The sequence below is a fragment of the Pararhodospirillum oryzae genome (genome assembly GCF_007992075.1).
GTDB lineage: Bacteria > Pseudomonadota > Alphaproteobacteria > Rhodospirillales > Rhodospirillaceae > Pararhodospirillum > Pararhodospirillum oryzae.
Genome location: NZ_BJZO01000006.1, coordinates 1 through 23,994 on the forward strand (window position 1 = coordinate 1; position 23,994 = coordinate 23,994).

General features: G+C 67.3%; 24 protein-coding genes. 18 read left to right on the top strand and 6 right to left on the bottom strand.

Going from position 1 to position 23,994, the window contains the following annotated elements:
- Nucleotides 1-114 precede the first annotated feature (114 nt).
- Genes ROR02_RS01745 through amrB form a run of 3 tightly spaced genes read right to left on the bottom strand, consistent with a single transcriptional unit; the run spans nucleotide 115 to nucleotide 2,034 of the window.
- Nucleotides 115-528, bottom strand: a complete 414-nt coding sequence (locus ROR02_RS01745; RefSeq protein WP_147162286.1) for a hypothetical protein — start codon at nucleotides 526-528, stop codon at nucleotides 115-117.
- Between the two features lie 31 nt (nucleotides 529-559).
- On the bottom strand, nucleotides 560-1,219 hold the full coding sequence (amrA, locus tag ROR02_RS01750) for an AmmeMemoRadiSam system protein A (protein WP_147162287.1): 660 nt from the start codon (nucleotides 1,217-1,219) through the stop codon (nucleotides 560-562).
- Nucleotides 1,216-2,034, bottom strand: coding sequence for an AmmeMemoRadiSam system protein B (gene amrB / locus ROR02_RS01755; protein WP_147162288.1), 819 nt, complete (start codon nucleotides 2,032-2,034; stop codon nucleotides 1,216-1,218). The genes amrA and amrB overlap by 4 nt, the downstream gene beginning before the upstream one ends.
- A 272-nt stretch (nucleotides 2,035-2,306) precedes the next feature.
- Here amrB and amrS point away from each other — a divergent pair, with 272 nt between their 5' ends.
- From amrS to ROR02_RS01845, 18 genes are all read left to right on the top strand, one after another.
- On the top strand, nucleotides 2,307-3,404 hold the full coding sequence (gene amrS, locus ROR02_RS01760; protein ID WP_147162289.1) for an AmmeMemoRadiSam system radical SAM enzyme: 1,098 nt from the start codon (nucleotides 2,307-2,309) through the stop codon (nucleotides 3,402-3,404).
- A 147-nt stretch (nucleotides 3,405-3,551) separates the two neighbouring features.
- Nucleotides 3,552-5,048: a leucyl aminopeptidase gene (locus tag ROR02_RS01765; RefSeq protein WP_147162290.1), complete on the top strand. Its 1,497-nt coding sequence runs from the start codon at nucleotides 3,552-3,554 to the stop codon at nucleotides 5,046-5,048.
- Nucleotides 5,049-5,318: 270 nt separating this feature from the next.
- A complete protein-coding gene (locus tag ROR02_RS01770; RefSeq protein WP_147162291.1) occupies nucleotides 5,319-5,813 on the top strand; it encodes a MarR family winged helix-turn-helix transcriptional regulator in 495 nt (164 codons plus the stop codon).
- 155 nt (nucleotides 5,814-5,968) lie between these two features.
- Nucleotides 5,969-7,069: a C4-dicarboxylate TRAP transporter substrate-binding protein gene (locus ROR02_RS01775; protein ID WP_147162292.1), complete on the top strand. Its 1,101-nt coding sequence runs from the start codon at nucleotides 5,969-5,971 to the stop codon at nucleotides 7,067-7,069.
- A 44-nt stretch (nucleotides 7,070-7,113) separates the two neighbouring features.
- Entirely contained in the window at nucleotides 7,114-7,653 is a 540-nt protein-coding gene (locus ROR02_RS01780; RefSeq protein ID WP_147162293.1) for a TRAP transporter small permease, read from the top strand.
- Nucleotides 7,653-8,933 (top strand): TRAP transporter large permease, encoded by a 1,281-nt coding sequence (locus ROR02_RS01785; RefSeq protein ID WP_147162294.1) that lies wholly within the window; start codon nucleotides 7,653-7,655, stop codon nucleotides 8,931-8,933. The genes ROR02_RS01780 and ROR02_RS01785 overlap by 1 nt, the downstream gene beginning before the upstream one ends.
- A 106-nt stretch (nucleotides 8,934-9,039) precedes the next feature.
- Complete coding sequence (locus ROR02_RS01790; RefSeq protein WP_147162295.1) at nucleotides 9,040-9,807, top strand: SDR family NAD(P)-dependent oxidoreductase; 768 nt, start codon at nucleotides 9,040-9,042, stop codon at nucleotides 9,805-9,807.
- A 13-nt stretch (nucleotides 9,808-9,820) separates the two neighbouring features.
- Nucleotides 9,821-10,591: a crotonase/enoyl-CoA hydratase family protein gene (locus tag ROR02_RS01795; protein WP_147162296.1), complete on the top strand. Its 771-nt coding sequence runs from the start codon at nucleotides 9,821-9,823 to the stop codon at nucleotides 10,589-10,591.
- 60 nt (nucleotides 10,592-10,651) lie between these two features.
- Nucleotides 10,652-12,490 carry a feruloyl-CoA synthase gene (locus ROR02_RS01800; RefSeq protein ID WP_218032745.1) on the top strand — a complete coding sequence of 613 codons (1,839 nt, stop codon included), beginning with the start codon at nucleotides 10,652-10,654 and terminating at the stop codon, nucleotides 12,488-12,490.
- Between the two features lie 11 nt (nucleotides 12,491-12,501).
- On the top strand, nucleotides 12,502-13,374 hold the full coding sequence (locus tag ROR02_RS01805; protein ID WP_147162298.1) for an amidohydrolase family protein: 873 nt from the start codon (nucleotides 12,502-12,504) through the stop codon (nucleotides 13,372-13,374).
- Complete coding sequence (locus tag ROR02_RS01810) at nucleotides 13,371-14,936, top strand: acyl-CoA dehydrogenase family protein (protein ID WP_147162299.1); 1,566 nt, start codon at nucleotides 13,371-13,373, stop codon at nucleotides 14,934-14,936. The genes ROR02_RS01805 and ROR02_RS01810 overlap by 4 nt, the downstream gene beginning before the upstream one ends.
- Before the next feature lie 312 nt (nucleotides 14,937-15,248).
- Nucleotides 15,249-15,383 (top strand): 50S ribosomal protein L34, encoded by a 135-nt coding sequence (rpmH, locus tag ROR02_RS01815; protein WP_147162300.1) that lies wholly within the window; start codon nucleotides 15,249-15,251, stop codon nucleotides 15,381-15,383.
- 181 nt (nucleotides 15,384-15,564) lie between these two features.
- Complete coding sequence (locus tag ROR02_RS17035; protein ID WP_246135355.1) at nucleotides 15,565-15,918, top strand: ribonuclease P protein component; 354 nt, start codon at nucleotides 15,565-15,567, stop codon at nucleotides 15,916-15,918.
- Entirely contained in the window at nucleotides 15,915-16,295 is a 381-nt protein-coding gene (gene yidD, locus ROR02_RS01825; RefSeq protein ID WP_147162302.1) for a membrane protein insertion efficiency factor YidD, read from the top strand. The genes ROR02_RS17035 and yidD overlap by 4 nt, the downstream gene beginning before the upstream one ends.
- Nucleotides 16,296-16,382: 87 nt before the next feature.
- The gene (gene yidC / locus ROR02_RS01830; RefSeq protein WP_147162303.1) at nucleotides 16,383-18,194 is read left to right on the top strand and encodes a membrane protein insertase YidC; all 1,812 of its coding nucleotides are present in this window, start codon (nucleotides 16,383-16,385) and stop codon (nucleotides 18,192-18,194) included.
- A gap of 24 nt (nucleotides 18,195-18,218) precedes the next feature.
- The gene (gene yihA, locus ROR02_RS01835; RefSeq protein WP_147162304.1) at nucleotides 18,219-18,944 is read left to right on the top strand and encodes a ribosome biogenesis GTP-binding protein YihA/YsxC; all 726 of its coding nucleotides are present in this window, start codon (nucleotides 18,219-18,221) and stop codon (nucleotides 18,942-18,944) included.
- A gap of 102 nt (nucleotides 18,945-19,046) precedes the next feature.
- On the top strand, nucleotides 19,047-19,997 hold the full coding sequence (argB, locus tag ROR02_RS01840) for an acetylglutamate kinase (protein ID WP_147162305.1): 951 nt from the start codon (nucleotides 19,047-19,049) through the stop codon (nucleotides 19,995-19,997).
- Between the two features lie 202 nt (nucleotides 19,998-20,199).
- Nucleotides 20,200-20,889 (top strand): pyrimidine 5'-nucleotidase, encoded by a 690-nt coding sequence (locus ROR02_RS01845; RefSeq protein ID WP_147162306.1) that lies wholly within the window; start codon nucleotides 20,200-20,202, stop codon nucleotides 20,887-20,889.
- Between the two features lie 174 nt (nucleotides 20,890-21,063).
- On the opposite strand, the gene ROR02_RS01850 is transcribed toward ROR02_RS01845, so the two are convergent.
- From ROR02_RS01850 to ROR02_RS01860, 3 genes are all read right to left on the bottom strand, one after another.
- Nucleotides 21,064-22,359 (bottom strand): ammonium transporter, encoded by a 1,296-nt coding sequence (locus tag ROR02_RS01850; RefSeq protein WP_147162307.1) that lies wholly within the window; start codon nucleotides 22,357-22,359, stop codon nucleotides 21,064-21,066.
- Between the two features lie 150 nt (nucleotides 22,360-22,509).
- A complete protein-coding gene (locus tag ROR02_RS01855; RefSeq protein WP_147162308.1) occupies nucleotides 22,510-22,848 on the bottom strand; it encodes a P-II family nitrogen regulator in 339 nt (112 codons plus the stop codon).
- A gap of 334 nt (nucleotides 22,849-23,182) precedes the next feature.
- Complete coding sequence (locus ROR02_RS01860) at nucleotides 23,183-23,971, bottom strand: MetQ/NlpA family ABC transporter substrate-binding protein (protein ID WP_147162309.1); 789 nt, start codon at nucleotides 23,969-23,971, stop codon at nucleotides 23,183-23,185.
- Nucleotides 23,972-23,994 lie beyond the last annotated feature (23 nt).

The window sequence follows — 23,994 nt, forward strand, 5'->3', positions numbered from 1 at the left end:
TTCAGTTTCAGTCTAGAACATCGTGCGTCAAGCCTGATGCAGGCACGATGCTTTACCTCTTTGTTTTTAAGTTCGACTTATCCAAAAAGCGCTATCCCCTTTTCGGGTCTCACCCTACCCCTGATCCTCGCAGCGGCGGTACAGGCGGTTTGAGTTGGTCATGATGTTGGTTTTGCGCAAGGTGTTGCCCGAGACATTGAGCACGGCGTCGTAGCCCTCGGTGGAAAACAGGCGGCGGACCTTGAACAGCACGCGGTAGGCCTGGCCGGGGCCATAGCTGAACTGGCCGCGCGCGAAGCCCCAACTGCCATCTTCCTTGCGCCAACGATAGCCACCCGAGGAAAAAATCAGCATTTCCGCCGTTTCCACGTCGCAGCGGCCATTGATCGCCCAGGAGCCGTTCAGGGACTCCGGCGGATCGTCGTACCAGGCATAGCCTTCCTGGTTCGACGCCTGGGCCCAGGCGGCCGGGACCTGGGGAAACGCCAGGGCCAGCAGGCTGGTCAGGATCAGGCCGGATACACGCATGACTCGGAGTCTCCTTGTCGTGGGGGCAGGGTCAGGGCCAGGGGTGGGGGTCCTTGACCGCGCAGGCCTCGAAGCGCTCGATGGTCAGGGTTCCCGACCAGTGATCGGCCGGCAGGCCCGCCTTGCGCTTGAGGTGGGTGATGAAATCGGCCGGCCGGGGCAGGCTTTCCCACACCTGGGGCAAGAACAGGCCGCGCTGGCCGCGATCGCTCAGGATCAGGCCGTCGATCCCGGGGCGCACCCGGGCCACCAGGTCGGCCTCGTCGGCCACGGGGAAGGACTCGGGCGTGGTCAGCACCGAGACCGACAAGGAAAGATCCGCCAGTTCGTCGGGGCCGACCGGGGAAAAGCGGGGGTCGCGCCGGGCCGCCGCCCAGGCGTTGGCCACCACGTCCAGGGCCAGGGGCCGGTGCGCGACCACCGATCCGATGCAGCCGCGCAAGGCACCCGCCCGCCGGGTCAAGGTGACGAAGGCCGCGCCCGGCTCGGCCAGGGCCGCCGGTTCGCTGGCCAGCGCGGGCACGGCGGGCGCGCCTCCGTCCAGGCCCTGGACAATGGCATTGGCGGCGAGGGCCAGCAGGCGCGGCCCGTGGTCGCGGGTGGCGCGCCGGGCCAGATCCTCGGGGGCGGGGGCGGGGGCGGGGGAGGTGGCCACCGGCGAGGGCGGCGGGGCATCGGGCCGGGCGGTCATGAAACAGGTCCTCGCACGGGTTCGTCCACGCGCCAGGCGCCATAGCCCACCACCCGGTCGCGGGCGCCGGCCGTGTCGCCCGACGACCGCAGGTCGAGGCGTTGCACCGAAAGGTCGAAGTCCTGGGCCAGGGTCAACAGGCCGTTCAACGGAACATGGCCGCAGGCCTCGCGCGGGCCGATGGCGGTGGGATCGCGCCGCTCGACGGCCTGGGCGGTGGTGGCATCGATCGCGCGGCCGTCGTCGTAGGGCAGGTAGTGGCTGAGGTCGGTGGAAATCACGATCAGGGTTTCCGGCCCGCCCCACAGGGCCGAGAGCGCGTCGGCCATCTGGCGCGCCGACACCGCCCCGCAGACCAGGGGCACCAGGGTGATGTCCCCCAGCACCCGGGCCAGGAAGGGCAGGTGGACTTCCAGGGCATGCTCGGGGGCGTGGGCGTCCTCCAGGCGGCCGCACCAGCGCAATCCCGCGAGCCGCTGGCTCCAGGCGTGATCAAGGGGAACGGGGCCCAGCGGCGAGGCGTAGGCCTCGGCCTCGGTGAGCGCGATCCCGCGAAACGGCACCCGGTGCGACGGCCCGGCCAGCACCACCCGGGAAATCCGCCCGGCGAAGGGGCGCAGGCAGGCATGGCCGGCGGCGGCGATCGCGCCCGAATAGACATAGCCGGCGTGGGGCACGATCAACGCCTTGGGGCAGGGCGCGCCCGGCTCGGGCCGGGGGGCGGCGTCCAGCAGTGCCTCGACGGTGGCGGCCAGCTGGGTCGGCTGGTCGGGATAGAAAATGCCGGCGACGGCAGTGGGCCGAAGGGGAGTCATGGGCGGATCTCTCGCGGCGACCCCGGGGGAAAACGCTCCGGGGAAGGGGGCCCGCCTGGGATCACGCCCGTGGTCGCAAGGCGCGTTCTTGTCGTGGCCCTGGGGTGTTTCATGGGAGTTTAGCACGATCCCAGACGACTGGGCCATGACAGTCGACGCGCACGGCGCTACCATGCCGCCCGCGCGCGCTCGGCGCTACCATGCCCCCCGCGCGCGCTCGGCGCACGACCGGCGCACGACCGGCGCAAGGCAGGAAGAAAGGCACGGGCGTCATGTCCCAGGCATCCGGGAATCCGGGAGGGGATCGGCCGGTTGTGGCCCGCCACTGGCACGCCACCGAGGACGGCCGGCATGTGGTGTGCGATGCCTGCCCGCGCGCGTGTCGCCTGGGTCCCGAGCGGCGCGGGCTGTGCTTCGTGCGCATGAACCAAGGCGGCGCCCTGGTTCTGACCACCTGGGGGCGCTCGTCGGGGTTTTGCATTGATCCGATCGAGAAGAAGCCCCTTTATCATTTCCTGCCCGGCACCCCGGTGCTGTCGTTTGGCTCGGCGGGCTGCAACCTGACCTGCGCCTTCTGCCAGAACTGGGACCTGTCGCGCGCGCGGGAAATCGAACGCCTGAACAGCCCGGCCACGCCCGGGCGCATCGCGACCTTGGCGCGAGAGCAGGGGTGCCGGTCGGTGGCGTTCACCTACAACGATCCCATTCCCATGCTGGAATACGCCGTGGACGTGGCCCACGCCTGCCACGATCAGGCGGTGCGCACCGTCGCGGTCACGGCCGGGTATGTGTCGCCCGGCGCGCGCGAGGATTTCTTCGCGCCGATGGACGCGGCGAACGTGGATCTCAAGGCATTCAACGATGGCTTCTATCGCAAGATGGCCTCGGCGCGGCTGGCCCCGGTGCTGGACACCCTCACTTGGCTTGCGCGCGAAAGCACGGTGTGGGTGGAAATCACCACCTTGTTGATCCCGGGGGTGAACGACGCCGACGACGAGATCAAGGCCCTGGCCGCGTGGATCGCCGCGACCATGGGCCCGCATGTGCCCTTGCACCTGTCGGCCTTCCACCCGGCGCACCGGATGAACGCCGTGCCGCCCACCCCGCACGCCACCTTGCGCCGCGCCCGCGCCCTGGCCCGGGCCGAGGGCCTGGAGCACGTGTACCTGGGCAATGTCCACGACCCCGAGGCGGACAGCACCTGGTGCCCCGGGTGCGGCGCCCGGCTGATCGAACGCGACTGGTACACCCTGGGGGCGTGGGGGCTCGACGATGCTGGGGCATGCGGGTCCTGCGGGCGGGCGCTGGCGGGCGTGTTCGACGGGCCGCCGGGGACCTGGGGGCGCCAGCGCCGGCCGGTGCGTCCTTGACGCGAAAAGGGGGTTTTAAAAAGGGGGGAAGCCTTCCCAAATAGGATTCACCCGGTATCATCCGGGCCTGCCGCGCCGGCCGTTTGGGGGCCGGTGCATTTTCTGCCCTGCCGTTGGGGCGTGCCGACAGCCGGAGGTTGTTGCCTGATGGAACTCTCGTTTGTCCGATCCGAATTGCCCGTGTCCGGTGCCTTGGTGCTGGGCGTGTTCAAGGGAGGGACCCTGACCCCGCTGGGGGAGCAGGTTGATCAGGCGAGCGGTGGTCTGGTGCGCCGCGCGCTCGCGGCCAACGACCGCTTTACGGGCAAGGCGGGTCAGACCCTTTCCCTGCCGGTGCCGGCCGGGCTGTCGCTGAGCGCCGTCATCCTGCTGGGCCTGGGCAAGGCCGAGGGCATGAGCGCCAGCACCCTGGAGACGTTTGGGGGCCAGGCCCAGGCGGCGCTGGTGGCCTCGGGTGCCACCGAGGGCGCGGTGGGCGCCGAGCCTGCCCTGGCGCCCGCGCTGGAGGGTGCCGAGGTGGCGGCCCGCGTGGCCCTGGGGGCGCGCCTGCGCGCCTACCGTTTTGACCGCTACCGCACCCGCGAAAAGGCCGAGGACAAGCCGCGCCTGGCCCGGGTGGCGGTGCTGAGCGCCGATCCGGCCGCCGCCGAGGCCGCGTTCGCGCCCCTGGACGGCGTCGCGCAAGGGGTGCTGTTCGCCCGCGACCTGCAAAGCGAACCCGCCAACGTGATTTATCCCGAATCCTTCGCCCAGGCCTGCCAGGATCTGGCCGCGCTCGGGGTGGGGGTCGAGGTCCTGGGCGAACCCGAAATGCGCGCTCTCGGCATGGGGGCGCTGCTGGGCGTGGCCCAGGGCAGCGCCCGCGAGCCCAAGCTGGTGATCTTGTCTTGGAACGGTGGTCCCGCCGAGCAGGCGCCCAGCGCCATCGTTGGCAAGGGCGTGTGCTTTGACTCGGGCGGTATTTCGATCAAGCCCGCCGGCGGCATGGAAGACATGAAGTGGGACATGGCCGGCGCGGCCGTGGTGGCCGGCCTGATGAAGGCCCTGGCCCTGCGCAAGGCCCCGGTCAACGTGGTGGGCCTGTGTGGCCTGGTCGAGAACATGCCAAGCGGCACGGCCCAGCGTCCGGGCGACGTGGTGACCTCGATGAGCGGCCAGACGATCGAGGTCATCAACACCGACGCCGAGGGCCGCCTGGTCCTGGCCGACGTGCTGCACTACGCCAACGATCGCTTCAAGCCCGCGCGCATGATCGATCTCGCCACCCTGACCGGGGCCATCATCATTGCCCTGGGCAACGAATACGCGGGCCTGTTCAGCAACGACGACGCCCTGGCCGACTCCCTGACCGCCGCCGGCAAGACGGTGGGCGAAGCCCTGTGGCGGATGCCCCTGGGCGAGGCCTACGACAAGCAGATTGATTCGGATATCGCCGACATCAAGAACACCGGCGGCCGCGAAGGCGGCGCGATCACCGCCGCCCAGTTCCTTCAGCGCTTTGTCGACAAGACCCCCTGGGCCCACCTGGACATCGCCGCCGTGACCTGGGCCAAGAAGGATGGCGCCGTGACCCCCAAGGGCTGCACGGGGTACGGGGTGCGCCTGCTGGACGCCTATCTGCGCACGCTGGAAGGCGCGGCCTGACCCGGATCCCGCGGGGCTTCGCAAGAGGCCCCGCCCGTCCCCTCCCGGGGGCCGGACCATCCCGCGCGGGGATGGGGCGGCCCCCTTTTTTTATGCGAATTTTTAACGCAAAACCCTCCAGGCGGCCCAGGCCCGGGGATCGCGCGGGACCCGCGCGGGGGAGGCGTTTTGTCGGGGGGCTTTTCTGCATTGCACACATAATGATTTTCCATAATAGTTATTGCGGATAACAAAAGCCGGTGTATGATCTGTTCGTAAGGGAGAACCGCGATGCCGTCCGTGAAGCCGACCCAGCCCAAAAAAGTCCTTGAGGCCCTTTCCGCCCCCGACACCGCCTTCGAAGGCGCCATCCGGGGGATGGTGGGGTACAACCTCAAGCGAGCGTACATGGTCTTGCACACGGCGGTTCAAGCGGCGGCGGCTCCGTTCGATTTGCGTGTTTCAACGATCAGCTGCCTCTCGGTGATCGTGCGCAATCCAGGGATCACGCCTTCCGTCCTGGCCGAGCGCCTGAAGATCGAGCGCTCGAACCTTGTCGTGATCCTTGATGACCTCGAAACCCGCGATCTGATCTGTCGCAAGCAGATGAAAACGGACCGGCGGCGCTACGAGCTGACGGTCACGGTGCGCGGCCGGCGGCTGCACGACCTGGCGGCGGCGGCCATTCGCGAGGCGGAGGCGGAGCGCTTGCGGGGGCTGAGTGCCGAGGAACAAACGCTGCTGATCGATCTCCTCAACAAGATCGAAACCTCGGCGGTGGAGTAGCCACCAGGACCATCGACCCGCGGCGTGGAGGGGTGTCGCCTTAAAAAAGAGATCCATCAAAAACAAAGAGGGCACGCGGGCGGATGATGTCTGGCGCGTGACCTGAAAAAAGCAGCCGCCGGATAAAAAACAAGGCGGCACAATGGGAGGGACACATGATTGGAAAGTTGGCGGCGCTGGCGATGGCCGGCACGATGGGGCTTGCCGTGCCCGTGGCCCACGCGGACACCATTCGGGCCACGAGCGGCTTTGGCCCGTCTCATGTCCTGGCCACGGACATTTATCCCGAGATCAACGCCCGCTTGCGCGCGTTCACCAAGGGGGCGTGGGGCCTGCACGACACCCCCTCGGGGCTCGTGGCGCCCAACGAGATCAGCGCGGCCCTGCGCAACGGCGTGACCGAAATGGGCACCCTTCTGATGCCCTATTTCCCCGCCGAATTTCCCGATGCGGCGCTGCCGTCCGAGCTGTCGATCCTCGGATCAACCAACCTCGCGGTTTCGTGCGCCGTGACCGAGTACGTGGCCACCTGTCCCGAATGCCAGGCTGAATTCACCCAAAATGGGCAAATCTACCTGGGCACCGACGCCACCCCGCCCTACAACCTGTTGACCACCAGGCCGGTCCGCTCGGTCGGCGACGTGCAGGGCATGCGCATTCGCACCGGGGCGCCGCTTTACGCGGGGCTTGTCGCCGACATGGGCGGGGAACCCACGCAAATCCCGTCGTCCGAGCTGTTCGAGGCGCTCAGCCAGGGCGTGGTCGCCGGAACCTTCAGCGGCAACCACGAGATCGTCGCCAATCGCCTGGGCGACGTGATCACGTCCGTGACCGAGATGGAGGAGGGCGTGTTCAACGGGGCGGCGGTGGCGGCCAGTCACCTGCTTTGGATCCGCCTGTCGCCCGACGAGCGCGCCGCCCTGATCCGCGCCGCCCAACATGGCATCGTCAAGGGGCTTTTCGGGTACCTCGACGACGCCAACGCCGCGCGCGAGATCAAGGGCATTACCTTCCTCAAGATGGACGAGACCCTGGCCGCCGCCCGGGCTGCCTACAACGAAAAGCGCCTTGCGTCCGTGGCATCCATTCTCGCGGGGCGCGGCGTCAAGGATCCGCAAGCCAAGATCGACCGCTACAAGGCCCTGGTCGCCAAGTGGGAAGGTCTGATCACCCCGGCCATGACCCCCGAGGCGCTGGCCGAGCTTCGCTACACCGAGATCTTCGCCAGGCTCGACATGAACGCCTACGGCCAGTGATCGCCCCGCCCCCGCGTGGGGGCTGCCTGGGGACGGGAGGGGGAATGGAACATCTTGAGAAATGGATCGGCCGGATCAGCGCGGTTTTCGCCTCGCTCGTCCTCCTGGCCATGATGGGACAGATCGTTGTCGATGTCGTCCTTCGTGGCACCTGGGGCGCGGGCTTCCCGGCCACCGCCGAGCTTGTCAGCCGGTATTACATGGTCGCGATCAGCTTCCTGCCGCTGGCGCTGACCGAAATCAAACGCCGCCATATCGAGGCAACGATTTTCACCGACCGCCTGCAAGGCCGGGCCCGCCAGACGATCACGTTCCTGGGCTTCGCGGTTGCCTTGGTGGTTTTCGCCCTCATGGCCTGGGGGTCGGTGGGCGAGGCGATGCGCCAGACCGCGCGCCGCGCTTACGTCGAGGTGGGGACCGGCGTTTTTCCCACCTGGCCCAGTTACTGGATCGTGTCCGTGTCGTTCGGACTGATGGGGCTGGTCGTGGTCTTGCGGCTGATCGAGCTGCTCTTGGGCCGCTTTCACGACAGCGCGCACGATCCCCTGGAGGAAATCGACTCCACAAGCGGGGAGGGACACTGATGGAACCCGTGACCTTTGGCGTTCTTGCCCTGGGCGGCCTGCTGGGCCTCATCGCCCTGCGCGTGCCGATCGGTGTCAGCCTGATTTTCGTGTCCTTCCTGGGTATCTGGGGCATCGCCGGGCCGCGTGCCGCCATGAGCATGCTGTCAACCATCCCGTATTCCTCTTCGGCGAGTTGGACGCTCAGCTCGATCCCGATGTTCCTGCTCATGGGGTACGTGGCCTATCACGCCGGCCTGACGCGCGGGTTGTTCGAGTCCGCGCGGGTGTGGCTGGGGTGGCTGCCGGGGGGGCTGGCGATTGCGTCGTTGACCGGGGCGAGCGCCTTCGCGGCGGTTTCGGGATCCTCGGTCGCCTGTTCGGCGGCGATCGGGCGCATCGCCATCCCCGAGATGCAGCGCCATGCCTACGACCTGCGCGTCGCCACCGGATCGGTCGCGGCCGGGGGCACGATCGGGGCGCTCATTCCCCCCTCGATCATCCTGATCTTGTTCGGGATCCAGTCGAACACCTCGATCAACGCGCTGTTCGCCGGCGGTCTGGTCATCGGGCTTGCGTCCTTGGTCTTCTATATCGGCGCCGTCCTGGTGGTCTGGCGGGTCGATCCCAAGAGCCTGCCCAGCACCGAGAGCTACACCATGGGCGAGCGCTGGGCCAAGACGCTGGAGATCTGGCCGGTCTTGCTGCTGATCATCGCGGTTTTGGGCGGGTTGTTCGCCGGATTGTTCACCGCGACCGAAGCCGGCGCCTTCGGGGCCTTCATGGCGATTGCCCTTGGCCTTGCCCGGCGCTCGCTGAGCTGGGCCGGACTGCGCGAAAGCCTGGTCGATACCGTGCTGTCCTCGGGGGCCTTGTTCATCATCGCCACCGGGGCCGGGCTTTTCACGCGGCTGGTCGCGATGTCCGGGCTTTCCCAGGAAATCGGCCAGCTGGTCGAGGGCATCGGCCTGGGCACCACCGGTCTGCTGCTGGCGATCAGCCTGATTTACCTTGCGCTCGGCATGTTCCTGGAACCCATCGGCGCCCTTTTGCTGACCTTGCCGCTGTTCTTGCCCCTGGTCCATGCCCATGGCGTGGATACGATCTGGTTTGGTCTGCTGGTCGCGAAGCTCCTGGAAATCGGCATGATCACGCCGCCGGTCGGGCTGAACGTCTTCGTCATCCATTCGGTGGCGAGGGACTACGCAAGGCTGGAACAGATCTTCGCCGGCATTGTTCCGTTCCTGGTCGCCGATCTTGTTCTTGTCGTCGGAATGCTTCTTGCCCGGGGTTGGTTCTAGATTTTCTCCGGCTCCGACCGGCGGATGTGCCCGCTTCTTGCAGGGAACCGCGTTTTCCACCCCGACAGGGTTTTGCGCGACCCAAAATACGCTAAGGAGATCCTGAATGGATATTACCAACCAGATTGCCCTGGTGACGGGCGGAGGAAGCGGCCTGGGCGCGGCGACGGCGCGTCGGCTGGCCCGGCACGGGGCGCGCGTCGCGGTCTTGGATCTGAGCGAGGCGGCGGCCGCCGGCGTGGCGGCCGGGATGGACGGGCTGGCCGTGGCCGCCGATGTCAGTCAGGCGGCGGAGGTCGAGGCGGCCTTTGCCCGCGTCGCCCAGGCGTGGGGCGGCCCTCCGCGAATCGTCGTGAACTGCGCGGGCATCGGCACCGCCGCGCGCATCCTGCCGCGCGACGGCAGTCTGACGACCGACCTCTTCGACCGCACGATCCGCGTGAACCTGATCGGCACCTACACGGTTCTGAGCGTGGCCGCGCGGGCCATGAGCGGGCTTGATCCGGTCGATTCCGATGGCGCCCGGGGGGTGATCGTCAACACCGCCTCGATCGCCTTCCAGGACGGACAGATCGGACAGGCGGCCTACGCGGCCTCGAAGGGGGGCGTTGCCTCCCTGACCTTGCCGGCCGCGCGCGAGCTGGCGCGGTTCGGGATCCGTGTCATGGCCATCGCCCCCGGTCTTTTTGAAACAGCCATGAGCGCCGGCCTGGGCCCGGAGGTGCGCGCGGCCCTTGAAGCCGGGTTGCCCTTTCCCTCGCGCATGGGCCAGCCCGAGGAATTCGCCATGCTGGTTCAGCATATCGTCGAAAACCCCTTGTTGAACGGAGAAGTCATTCGCATCGACAGCGCCGTTCGTCTGGCACCGAAATAAGGAAATCCATCGCATGCCGAAAGGAATTTACACCGACTCTTCCTACGATGGAAAGTGCGCGGAACTCGCCTTGATCCGCGAGGACAAGCGTAATGCCATGTCCGACGGTCTCCTGGCTGAAATAGAAAGGTTTTACACGACCTTGCCCTCCGAGGTCCGCGTTGTGGTCTTGCATGGGCGGGGCGGGCATTACTGCTCGGGTCTTGATCTGGCCGAGCACGTTTCGCGGAGCGCCGAGGAGGGAGTCCACCACTCCCGCAACTGGCACCGGGTCATGGACCTGATTCAGTTCGGTGGCGTGGTGACGGTCAGCGCCATGACCGGGGCTGTCATCGGCGGCGGCCTGGAACTGGCGACGGCCACCCATGTCCGCATCGCCGAACCCTCGGTCATGTTCCAGCTTCCCGAAGGGCGGCGCGGCATTTTCGTGGGGGGCGGCGCGACGGTCCGCGTGAGCCGGATTCTCGGCGCCGATCGCATGGTCGAAATGATGCTGACCGGGCGCAAGTACACCGCCGAGGAAGGAGTGCGGCTTGGCCTCGCCCATTACGCCGTCGGCGAGGGCGAGGCGCTGCCCCTGGCCCGGGATCTGGCTCTGAGAATCGCGTCAAACGCGCCGATGTCGAACTACTTCATGATCAACGCGCTGACGCGGATCAACGACATGTCGCGCGCCGACGGGCTGTTCACCGAAAGCCTGGCCGCCGCGCTCGTTCAAACCACGCCCGATGCCGAAGAAGGACTCAAGGCTTTCCTGGAGAAACGGTCTCCCACGTTCCGCTGACACAAAAACACAGGGAGGTAAAAAATGACGGCACAACCAAAAGAAAAAGCGCCGGCTGGAGTGACTGAACGCGCCGAATGGGCGCGTCAGCATACCTTGACGCGCTACGTGCCCCACAAGGTCAACCGCGAGGTCCGCCCCGATGGCACGATCTTGTTGCGCTCCGGCTACGACCTGCCCCCTCACGCCCCCAATACCGGGGCCTGGCTGCACGAATGGGCGGAAAAGGCGCCTTATCGGGTGGCGGTTTCCGAACGCCCCGTCGAGGGGGTGGGCTGGCGGAACGTCACCTACGCCGAGTTGCTTGATCAGGTGCGCGCGATCGCCTCATCCCTTCTGGCGCGAGGGCTGGGGCCAAACGATCCCATCGTCATCATGTCGGGCAACGGGCTTGATCACCTGTTGCTGTCCCTGGCCGCGCAATACATCGGCGTGCCGGTGGTGCCGCTGGCCGAACAGTATTCGCTGATCACCGAAGCCCACGGGCGGCTGGTCTTCGTCCTGGACCTGGTGCATCCCAAGATGGCCTTCGTGGACGACGCCACCCGCTATGCCGAGGCCCTGGCCCTGCCGCAGCTTGACGGGGTGGAGATCGTCGCCTCCCGGGGCTGGACCTCGCGTCCCGTCACCTTGATGGCCGAGCTGTTGAAGGGGGATGCCCGCGTCGACCTGGAAGCCGCCCATGCCGCCGTCGGGCCGGACACGCTGGCGAAGATCCTGTTCACCTCCGGCTCCAGCGCCATGCCCAAGGGGGTTTTGACCACGCACCGCATGATGTGCGTGAACCAGGCGCAGATTGCGGTGGTCTTGCCGTTCCTCGACGACCATGCGCCGCGCATCACCGACTGGCTGCCCTGGAACCATGTCTTTGGCGGCAGTCACAACGTCAACATGATGCTGGCCCACGGCGGCACGCTGACCATCGACAGCGGCAAGCCGACCGGAAAGGACTTCGCCACCACCTTGAAAAACCGCACGGACCGGCCGGGGACCCTGGCCTTCAACGTGCCGGTGGGCTGGGTGATGATGACCGAGGCCCTGAAGGACAATCCGGCCTTGCAGCGTCACATCTTCAAGGACCAGCAGCTTTTGTTCTACGCCGGCGCGTCCTTGCCGCAAAACGTGTGGGACGCCCTTGAGAGTTTTTGCTTCGAAGCCCGGGGCGGGTTGCCGCTGATGATTTCAAGCTGGGGTCTGACCGAAACGGCGCCCGCCTGCCTGATGGTGCATGAACCGATCGGGCGTTCGGGCGTGATCGGCGTGCCGTTGCCCGGGGTCACGGTGAAGCTCATCCCCGACGCCGACATGCGCTGCGAAATCCGGGTCAAGGGGCCCAACGTGATGGAGGGGTATTACAACGCCCCCGACAAGACGGCGGCGGCCTTTGACGAGGAAGGGTTTTTCATCACCGGCGATGCCGTGCGCTTCGTCGATGTGACCGACCCCGACCGGGGCCTGGTGTTCGACGGCCGCGTCTCCGAGGACTTCAAGCTGGAAACCGGGACCTGGGTCCAGGCCGGAAGCCTGCGCATGACCGTGCTCACGGAGCTTAAGGGGCTGGCGCAGGACGTGGTGATCTGCGGACACGACCGGGGCGAGGTCGGATTGTTCATCTTCCCGGTTCCCGGCCTTGCCGAGGACGGCGAGGTCACCCGGGGCGCGATCACGGATGCGCACCTGATGGCACGGGTCGAGGCCGCCTTGCGGACGATGAACACCCATGTCACCGGCTCGGCCAAGCGCATCACGCGCGCCCTCATCCTGGCCGAGCCGCCCTCGCTCAAGAACCACGAAATCACCGACAAGGGATCTCTCAATATCAAGAAGATCCTCACCCACCGGGCCGACCTGCTCGAACGGCTCTACGACAACGAAGATCCGGCGCTGATCCGCGTCTGAGGGAGGATTCCATGGTTGATTTCTCGTCGGTCCGCGCGATCGACATGCACATTCATGCCGAGGAGCCGTGCGGCTGCCATGCCGACGACGGGTACGACGACCTGCAACGGAGCATGGCCGAATACTTCGGCGCTCCCTGGCGTCATCCGCCGACCATTCCCGAAACGGCGGCCCACTACCGCGCGCACAACATTGCGGCGGTGATTTTTCCCGTCGACGCGGAGCGGGAGACCGGGTACCGGCGCTACGATAACTACGAGGTGGCCGACCTGGTGGCGGCCCATTCCGATATCCTGATCCCCTTCGCGTCCATTGATCCGGCCAAGGGCAAGCTGGGCGCCCGCGAAGCCCGCGACCTGGTGGAAAACCACAATGTCCAGGGGTTCAAGTTCCATCCCACCATGCAGGGGTTTTTCCCCAACGACCGCATGGCCTGGCCGCTTTACGAGGCCATCGCCGAAACGGGCAAGCCCGCGCTTTTTCACACCGGGCAAACCGGCGTGGGCTCGGGCATGCGGGGCGGCAACGGGATGCGGCTCAAGTATTCCAACCCCTTGTATCTCGACGACGTGGCGGTGGATTTCCCCGACATGCCGATCATTCTCGCCCACCCCTCGTTCCCCTGGCAAGAAGAGGCGCTCGCCGTCGCCCAGCACAAGCCCAATGTGTACATCGACCTGTCGGGGTGGTCGCCGAAGTACTTTCCGCCCCTTCTCGTGCGCTACGCCAACACGCTTTTGAAGGACAAGATGCTGTTCGGCTCGGACTGGCCGATGATCGCGCCCGAGAAATGGCTTGATGCGTTCGACAAGGCCGAGTTCCGCGACGAGGTCCGGCCTTTGATCTTGAAGGAAAACGCCATGCGGCTGCTGGGGGTGTCATGAGCACGTTCCACGCTCCGACCGACGATATCCTTTTCACGCTGCGCCACGTGGCCGGGGCCGAGCGTCTGCCCGACTGGGACGACGCGCTGGTCACCGACATCGTGGGCCATTTCGCCGCCTTCGCCGAAGGACGGATCGCGCCGCTTGACGCGACCGGAGACGCGCAAGGCTGCCGCCTGGTTGACGGACGGGTCCGCATGCCCGCCGGCTTCCCCGAGCTGTACCGCGAACTGGCCGAACAGGGCTGGCAGGGCCTGGCGGCACCGGAGCGTTTCGGGGGGCAGGGCCTCGGAGGCCCCACCCTGGCCGCCGTGAGCGAGATCTTCACCGGCGCCAATCACGCCTTGCAAATGGTCACGTCGCTGGCCCATGGCGCCATTGCCCTGCTTACGCGGTTTGGCAGCGAGGCCCAGCAGGCGGCGTTCATTCCGCCGCTTGCCGAGGGGCGCTGGCTTTCCACCATGGCCCTGACCGAACCGGGGGCGGGCTCGGACCTTTCCGCGATTCGCACCCGCGCCAGCCGCGACGGGGAGGGCTGGCGGATCGATGGCGAGAAGATTTTCATTTCCGGTGGCGACCAGGACATGAGCGAGGAGATTCTTCACCTCGTGCTGGCCCGCACCGGGACCCTGGCCGACGGCGTGCGCGGGCTGAGTTTGTTCGCCTGCCGCTCTCACCGGCCCGACGGGCAGCGCAACGCCATCACCGTGGCCCGGATCGAGGAAAAGCTGGGCCTGCATGCCTCCCCGACCTGTCACCTGATCTTCGACGGGGCGCTGGGGGAACTGGTGGGCGAGGAGGGGGGCGGTCTCCAGGCCATGTTCGCGATGATGAACCACGCCCGCCTTGACGTGGCGTTGCAAGGCGTGGCGCATGCCGCGCGTGCCGCCGACCTCGCGCGCCACTATGCCCGCGAGCGCCAGCAAGGACGCGACGCGGCCGGGCAGCGGGTCACCATCGACCAGCACGCGGACGTCGCGCGCATGATCGACACCTGCGACGCCCTGGCTCTGGGCGGGCGGGCGCTGTGCCTGATCACCCTGGTGGCCCACGAGCTGGGCACGGAGCCCGATTTCGTGGCCTTCATGACCCCGGTGTGCAAGTACTTCTGCACCGAGGCCGGCAACCGGGCGGCGGACCTGGCCATCCAGGTCATGGGCGGCTACGGCTACCTGCGCGAATACGGGGCCGAGCAGAATTGGCGCGACTGCCGGATTTGCGCCATCTACGAAGGCACCAACGGCATCCACGCGCGCACCACGGCCACGCGGTCCGTGGCGGTGAACGACGGTGCCGGCGCCCGGGCGTTCGCGGCCTTCCTGCGCCAAAGCGCCCCGTTCCTGGATGGTCCCGCGAGCGCCTGGGAAGCCGAGGCCCACCGCGTGGCCGCCAGCAACGATCCGGCGGCGCAGGCTCACGCCTTCATGGAAGCAACCTGTGACCTGGCCTACCGCGCGGCCTGGGCCCGACTCGCCGCCGTGGCCGACCGGGCCGTTGACCCGGCGCGCCTGCTGCGCCTGGCCGCGCGGGAGCTGCCCTCGGACAGGCGGATCGCGTGCTGACACGGGCGGGGCGCGCGGCGTGAGCCGTCCGTGCCTTCCCAAGGCCCCCCGGCCCGGGCGGGGACGGGGGGCGGGAGACCCGATTCGCGGCGGGCCTCGCGGGGGGCGGGGCTTGCCTGGCCTTCCTGACGGCGCGCGGGGGCCCGCGCCCGGGATCCCCAGGCCGGGGATTAGGTTTTTTCGTGCAACCTGGGGACTGTTCCCGTGTATCCTGGGATAAGATCCGGCGTTGACCCCGGGCGGGGGGAAGGGTATAGACAGCCGCTCGACCAGGACCCGGCGCGGGCCGCGCCGTATTCGGAGTATTGACCGGTGAAACGTACTTACCAACCGTCTCGACTGGTGCGCAAGCGCCGCCATGGCTTCCGCAGCCGCAGCGCTACCGTGGGGGGGCGTCGTGTCCTCGCTGCCCGTCGGGCCAAGGGCCGCAAGCGTTTGTCCGCCTAGGGCAAGGCCTCGTGCCTTGCCTCCCCCGGACGTCCCGGCCGTGGACCGGGCCGTGAGCGCCCCCGATTCGGCGGGCGTTGTCGCGGCACCCGGTTCCGAGCCCTCTCCTGTTCCCCGAGCCGTGGTCGGCCGCTTGAAGCAGCGCGCCGACTTTTTGCGTGTGGCGGGTCGTCGCAGCAAAATGGCGACACCGGGGTTGGTGTTGCAGGTGGCACCCCAGCCCAAGGCCCGAGACCCCAAGGGGCGAGACCCAAAGGCCCAAGACCCCAAGGGTCGAGACCCCAAGGGACATGACGGGGGGGCGCTCCCGGCCTTGCGCGTGGGTTTCACCACCAGCCGCAAGGTGGGCGGCGCGGTGGAGCGCAACCGGGCCCGACGCCGGTTGCGGGCCGTGGTCGACATGGTGCTGCCCACCGAGGCGCGCCTGGGCCACGATTACGTGGTGATCGGGCGCGCGGCCACCGTGACCCGGCCTTTTGACCTCCTGGTGGCCGATCTGCGGCAGGCCCTGGGGCGTTTGGGCATGAGGCGATGAAAATCTTCAAGGCACTCTCGACCGCGCTGTCGTGGCCCCTGATCGGGTTGATTCGCCTGTATCGCCTGGTTCTGTCGCCCCTGGTCGGGCAGCAGTGCCGGTTTGATCCCACCTGCAGCCGCTACACCGAGGAAGCGATTCGCCGCCATGGCCCCTTGTGGGGAATCTGGCTGGGGGCGCTGCGGATTTCGCGTTGCCATCCGTGGGGGGGCATGGGATACGATCCCGTCCCCGACGATCCCCGGCCCCGGTGGGGCCGCCGGCGCAAGGAGGCTCCCGCGCCCCTTCCAGGGGACCGAGGCGGCTGGCCCCCGGCGCCCGATCAGGACGCGGCGGGGACGGACGGGTCCGGGGCTCCCCCGCCGACCGTCACCTGACCTTTCCCGGACCCATGGCGTTGGGGCCGGAACGCTCCCTGGTCCCCGGCCGGGACGCAACCCCGTTGACGTGGAAAGACGGAACACATGCCGGAACAGCGTAACCTCATCGTCGCCATTGTGCTGTCCATGGCGGTGCTATTCGGGTACGAGTACTTCTTCGCTCCGCCCAAGCCGGTGCCCGGCACCGAAACCAGCCAGCAGGTGGCCCCGGCGCCCGTGAGCGCGCCCGGCGAGGCCCCCGGCACGCAGGCCCCGCCCCGGCCGTCCGAGGTCGCGTCTGGCGCGCCCGCGTCCGCTCCGGCGCCCGCGCCCGCCGTTGACCCTAATGCTCCCATTGATCTGGGGGCGGTGATCAAGGCGCGCCAGGCCGCCATCGCGACGTCCCCGGCCCGGGTTGTCATCGACACGCCGACGCTTTCGGGGTCGGTGCGCCTGCAAGGGGCGCGTTTCGACGATCTGACCTTGCGCGGGTACCGGATCACGGATGATCCCGACAGCCCCGAAATCAACCTGCTTTCCCCCACCGGCGCGCCGGCCCCCTACTACGCCGAGTTCGGCTGGTCGCCGGCCGAGCCGGGCGTTGCCGTGCCCGGGCCCGAAAGCGTGTGGCAGGCCGACCACGATACCTTGCGGATCGATCAGCCGGTGACCCTGACCTGGGACAACGGCCAGGGCCTGCGCTTCGTGCGTCAGATCGCGATCGACGACCAGTACATGTTCACGCTGACCCAGCGCGTCGAGAACACGGGCGAGCAGGCGGTGACCTTGTTCCCCTATGGCCTGATCTCGCGCACGGGCACGCCCCATACCCTGGGCTATTACATCTTGCACGAAGGCCCCCTGGGCGTGCTGGACGGCACGCTCAAGGAGATCAAGTACAAGAAGCTGAAGGAAGACGAGCACACCATCAGCGAACCGACCACCGGCGGCTGGATCGGCATCACCGACAAGTATTGGCTGTCGGCCCTGGTCATGGACCAGTCGAAGCAGTTCACCACCCGTTTCCTGTTCCAGCCGCATGGGCCCTACGACGGCTATCAGGTGGACTACATGGGGGGAGCCCAGACCGTGGCCCCGGGCGCCAGCACGCAGGTGGAAAACCGCCTGTTCGCCGGCGTGAAGAAGGTGGACGCGCTCGATCACTATGAATCGGATCTGGGGATCGATAACTTCGACCTCGCGATTGATTTTGGCTGGTTCTACTTCCTGACCAAGCCGTTCTTCCTGGCGCTGCAGTTCCTGCACGGCTACCTGGGCAACATGGGCCTGGCCATCCTGGCCTTTACCGTGTGCTTGAAGGTGCTTTTGTTCCCGCTGGCCAACAAGTCCTACGTCTCGATGTCCAAGATGAAACTTCTGGCGCCCGAGATGAAGAAGCTGCAAGAGCGCTTCCAGGATGACCGGCCGCGGTTGAACCAGGAAATCATGTCCCTCTACCAGAAGGAGAAGGTCAACCCGCTGTCGGGCTGCCTGCCGATCTTCATCCAGATTCCTGTGTTCTTCTCGCTCTACAAGGTGCTTTTCGTCTCGATCGAGATGCGCCACGCGCCGTTCTATGGCTGGATCAAGGACCTTTCGGCTCCCGACCCGACCAGCTTGTTCAACCTCTTCGGCCTGATCGACTGGACGCCGCCGAATGCGCTGATGATTGGCGCGTGGCCGTGCATCATGGGCCTGACCATGTACCTGCAGCAGAAGCTGAACCCGACGCCGACCGATCCGACCCAGGCCAAGGTGATGATGCTGCTGCCGTTCATCTTCACCTACATGCTGGGCCACTTCGCCGCCGGGCTGGTGCTGTACTGGACGTGCAACAACGCCCTGTCGGTGTTGCAGCAGTGGGTGATCATGAAGCGCATGAGCCGCAAGCAGGCCCGGGCGGCCAAGGCGGCCTGACCCGTGGTCGCGAACGAGGAAACGATGGGGGAGGAGGCAACCGCCTCCTCCCTCGACGAGGCTCTTCCGGCATCGGCGGCCTTCGCCGACGCCGGGGCCTGGGCCCAGGCCCTGGAACAGGGGCGCTGGCTGTTCGCCCAGCCCTGCACCTTCGTGATGGGGTGCGTGGGCATGGATCGCCTGCCGCAGCACCCCTTGGTCGAGGTGGCCTTCGCCGGGCGCTCCAACGTGGGCAAGTCGTCGCTGGTCAACGCGCTGACCGGGCGCAAGACCCTGGCGCGCGCGTCCAACACCCCCGGGCGGACCCAGGAGCTTAATTTCTTCCGGCTGGGCCCGCAGGCCGACGAGACGGCGGGCCTGATGATGGTGGACCTGCCGGGCTATGGCTTCGCCCGCGCGCCCAGGGATCAGGTGGCGCGCTGGAACCGCCTGGTCATGGCTTACCTGCAAGGGCGTTCGCCCTTGCGTCGGGTGTGCCTGCTGATCGATTCCCGCCATGGGCTGAAAGCCAACGACCGCGAGGTCATGACCATGCTGGATACGGCGGCGGTCAATTATCAGGTGATTCTGACCAAGGCCGACAAGCTGGGCCCCACCCAGGCCCGTGCGACGCACGCGGCCGTGGCGGCCGAGGTGTCCCGCCGGGTCGCCGCCCACCCCGACGTGCTGCTGACCAGCGCCGACAAGGGGCTGGGGGTCCCCGAGCTGCGCGCCCAGCTGGCCGCCCTGGCCGGCCTTCGCGTCGCTTGAGCCGGCGGCTTCGGCCGGCCCCGTCCTTTCCCGACCGCGCTGGCCGTTCCGACCGCCGACCTGACCGCCGACTGACCGCCGACTGACCAAGGAGTGTCTTTCATGACTGCTTGCGGTCCTTCCTCCTCCGAATCCGATGCGGCCGATTTGCCCGACGACCTGTCGTGGCCGCAAAAGGCCCGGGTCCTGGCCGAGGCGTTGCCCTACATGCACCGCTTCGCCGGCAAGACCATTGTCATCAAATACGGCGGTCATGCCATGGGCGATCCGGCCCTGGCCCGTGGCTTCGCCCGCGACGTGGTGCTGCTGAAACAGGTGGGCATGAACCCGGTGGTCGTCCACGGCGGCGGGCCCCAGATCGGGCGCATGCTGGACACGCTGCGCATCCAGAGCACCTTCATTGATGGCCTGCGGGTGACCGACTCCGCGACCGTCGACGTGGTCGAGATGGTTCTGGCCGGGTCGATCAACAAGGCGATCGTGACCGCGATCAACCAGGCGGGCGGGTTCGCCGTGGGCCTGTCGGGCAAGGATGGCCGCCTGATTCAGGCGCGCAAGCTGACCCGCACCGTGCGCGATCCGGATTCCAACATCGAGCGCGAGCTGGATCTGGGCTTCGTGGGCGAACCGTGCGGGATCAACCCCCATGTGCTTGATCAGTTCCGCCAGTCCGACATCATTCCGGTGATCGCGCCGATCGGCATTGGCAGCCACGGCGAGACCTTCAACATCAACGCCGACACGGCGGCCGGCGCCGTCGCGGCCGAGGTCAAGGCCTCGCACCTGTTGATGCTGACCGACATCACCGGGGTGCTGGACAGCACCAAGACCCTGATCGAGGAGCTTTCCGTGGAACGCGCCCGCCTGCTGATGGCGGACGGCACCATCAAGGGAGGCATGATTCCCAAGGTGCAAACCTGCATCTCGGCGGTGGAAGCCGGGGTGGACGCGGCGGTGATCGTCGATGGCCGGGTGCCGCACGCGGTGCTGCTGGAAATCTTCACGCCGAAGGGCGCCGGGACCTTGATCCGGGCCGGTGTCGCCGAGCGCTGAAGCCGGACACGGGGGAGGGGGGCGTTGCAACGCGGGGCTGCCCTCCCGGTCCCCGCCCGGAGGCTTCGCCTCCGGACCTCCCCCTTTTTTCGTGAATCATAAAAAAAGAAAAAGAAAGTGAGGCGTTGCCCGGATGGGCGGGGGGCCTGATTCCTGGTAGCGTGACGGCCCATCCAGAGCCCATCCACCAAGGAGGGAGGCCATGAGCGCTTCAGTGTTCGAGACCTGGGTTTTCGATCTCGACAACACCTTGTATCCGGCCACGGTGGACCTGTTTTCCCAGATCGACCGGCGAATGAAGGCGTTTATCTCCCGGACCCTGGGCCTGCCGCCCGACGAAGCCTTCCGGTTGCAAAAGAAATACTATCACGAATACGGCACGTCGTTGCGCGGCCTGATGCAGGAACATGGGGTGGACCCCGCCGCCTTCCTGGCCGATGTGCACGACATCGACCATTCGGTGCTCAGCCCCGACCCGGTGCTGGCGGCGGCGCTGGGGCGGATTTCGGCGCGCAAGATCGTGTTCACCAATGGCAGCACCGACCATGCCACGCGGGTGCTGGAGCACCTGGGGCTGGCCGGACAGTTCGACGCCATCCAGGACATCGTGGCCTCGGACTACGTGCCCAAGCCCCAGATCGCGCCCTACGAACGGCTTCTGGCCACCCACGGCATCGACCCGACCCGCGCCGTGATGGTCGAGGACATCGAAAAGAACCTGGTGCCGGCGGCCGCCCTGGGCATGACCACGGTTCTGGTGCGCAATGACGTGCACTGGTCGGCGCGCGAGGGCCAGGCCGCCGAGGCGGACGGGCTGGGACACTGCCACCATGTCACCGACTGCCTGCCCCAATGGCTGACCGCCTGGCTCGATGGGGCCGGGGTGCCCTGAGCGAAAGCGGATCTCGCTCCAGGCGTCGGTTCAGGTTTTCGTGAAAGATGCAGCGGCCTCCTGGGGCCGCTTTTTTCATGCGCGGGAGGCCTGCGCCCGGCAGGGCGGAGGCATGAAAAAACCGGGGGCCCCTGGGGGCCCCCGGCCGGGAAAGTGAACAGGTCAGGAGGAAACTTACTGCATGCGCTCGCCGTGCAGGGCGATGTCGAGGCCGTCCGATTCCTGCTCGGTGGTCACGCGCAGGCCCACGGTCATGTCGAGGACACGCAAGATCACGTAGGTGGCAACGGCCGACCAGGCAATGGTGGCGAGGCAGCCCACGATCTGGGTGACGACCTGGCCAATGTTGCCTTCCAGGGCGCCCGGGGTGCCGCCAACGGCTTCAACCGCGAAGACACCGGTCAGGATGGCGCCGACCAGGCCGCCCACGCCGTGCACGCCAAAGGCGTCGAGGCTGTCGTCATAACCCAAGGTGTGCTTGAGCCAGGTGGCGGACCAGAAGCAGATGACGCCAGCGGCCAGGCCGATGACCAGGGCACCGAAGGGCAGGACGAAGCCCGAGGCGGGGGTGACGGCAACCAGACCGGCGACGGCGCCCGAGATCGCGCCCAGCACCGAGGGCTTGCCACGGACCACCCACTCGGCGCCCATCCAGGCCAGGGCGGCGCCGGCGGTGGCGACCTGGGTCACCAGCATGGCCATGCCCGCGCGGCCATCGGAGGCCACGGCCGACCCGGCGTTGAAGCCGAACCAGCCCACCCACAGCATGGAAGCACCGATCACGGCCAGGGCGAGGTTGAACGGCGCCATGTTTTCGGAACCGAAGCCAACGCGCCGGCCCAGCACAAGGGCGCACACCAGACCGGCGACACCGGCGTTGATGTGAACCACGGTGCCGCCCGCGAAGTCGAGCACGCCGTCCGAACCCAGGAAGCCGCCGCCCCAAACCCAGTGGCAGATCGGCGAGTAGACGAGCAGCGACCACAGGCCCATGAACCACAGCATGGCCGAGAACTTCATGCGCTCGGCGAAGGCGCCGGCGATCAGGGCCGGGGTGATGATGGCGAAGGTCATCTGGAAGGTCAGGAAGACCGATTCCGGAATGGTGGCGGCGGCGGGGAAGACGCTGTCTTTTCCGACGCTGAACAGCATGACCTTGGACAGGTCGCCGATGATGGCATTGCCTGTTCCGAAGGCCAGCGAGTAGCCGGCGACCATCCAGATCACGGTGACCAGGGCGCAGATGGCGAAGCTCTGCATCATGGTGGCGAGCACGTTCTTCTTGCGCACCATGCCGGCATAGAACAGGGCAACGCCGGGGATGGTCATCAGCAGCACCAGCGCGGTGGAAGTCATCATCCACGCGGTGTCACCGGAATTGAGCTCCGGGGCGGCATCCTGGGCGAAGGCGGCCACCGGCGCCAGGGCGGCGACCAGAGCCGTGGTGGTCAGTCCGAGTTTTTTGATCATGGTCCCTTGTCTCTTGAAAGCGGGCCGATCCGTCGGGTGAAGGGGCAAGGCGGGAGACGGTTCCCGACACCGGGAGGGTCTGCCCATGAGAAAGGCGGAATACTGAAGATTTGCCTAAACCACGGTCAGTCCCGGCCTCCCGCGGGAAGCTCAGAGCGCCTCGTCGCCACGCTCGCCGGTGCGGATGCGCACGGTTTCGTTCAGGTTGAAGACGAAGATCTTGCCGTCGCCGATCTTGCCCGTCTGGGCGGCGGCCTGAATGGCCTCCACCACCTGCGCCACCAGGGCATCGGGCACGGCCAGTTCGATCTTCACTTTGGGCAGGAAGTTCACCACGTATTCAGCACCGCGATAAACCTCGGTCTGCCCTTTCTGGCGGCCGAATCCCTTGACCTCCGTCACCGTCATGCCCTGGATGCCCAGGGTGCCGAGGGCTTCGCGGACCTCGTCCAGCTTGAAGGGCTTTATGATCGCCATAACGAATTTCATGGTCACTCCTTAAGTGCAAGGGCCTCCAGGGAGTACCGGGCGGAGGCTCGCGGTGTTGGTCCGACCGGCGAGAAAAACCGGCAGGGTTACCCATGCCTGATGAGTATACAAAACTCGTGCCAACCCTTGAACGCGGGAAAAGCCCCGGGAAAGAGCGGGTCTTGGGGCGGGGGTGAAACCCCTGGCGCCCAAAGAGTAGGCAACCGCCCAAGGCCGCGCCCTTTCGGCCGGGAGCTGGCGGCCCGGGGGGCGCGCACCGGGTGCTCATGCAACGCCCCCGCCGGCACAAGGCAGGCGGGGGCGCGTGGGGGACGTCGGTGAAAGGAAAAAGTGCTTACCAGGTGGGCAGGATCGAGCCTTCGAAGCGGGTCAGGATGAAGTCGCGCACCGGGGCGCTGCGATAGAGCGCGATGAACTTGCGGATGCGCGGCTCCTCGCGGTCGGCGGTGCGGGTGACGAACCACAGGCCCCAGGGCGAATCCGCTCCCTCCCGGACCAGGGCGCTCTTGGGATCGAGCTTCGCGGCGAGGGCGTAGTTGAGCGGCACGGCGGCGAGGGGCACGTCGTCGAGGGCGCGGGGCAACTGGGCGGCGTCGATCTCGCGGATCTTGAGGTCGCGCGGATTGCCGGTGATGTCGGCCACGCTCACGTCCACGCCCCGGCCCGGATCAAGGCTCAGGAGCCCGGCTTGCTGGAGCAAGAGAAGGGCGCGCGCGCCGTTCGACGGGTCGTTGGGAATGGCGACCTGGGCGCCCTGAGGCAGGTCCTCCAGGCGCGTCAGCCCCTTGGAATAAAGGCCGAGCGGCACCACGATGCTGGGCTCGACCGCGCTGAGATCGTAGCCCCGGGCGCGGATCTGGTTTTCCAGATAGGGCTTGTGCTGGAAGTTGTTGAAATCGATGTCGCCCTGGGCCAGGGCGGCGTTGGGCAAGGTGTAGTCGGCGAACTCGACCACCTTCACCGGGATGCCTTCTTGCTGTTCGTACAGGTGGCCCACGTATTCCAGGATTTCGGCGTAGGGGCCGGCCGAAACGCCCACGGTGAGGGGCTGGGCGGCGTGGGCCCCGAGGGAGGGCAGGGCGAGGCCGAGCGCGACCACGGCGGTTTTGATCAGGGTTTTCATGACGGCAAGGTCCAGTCCGGTTC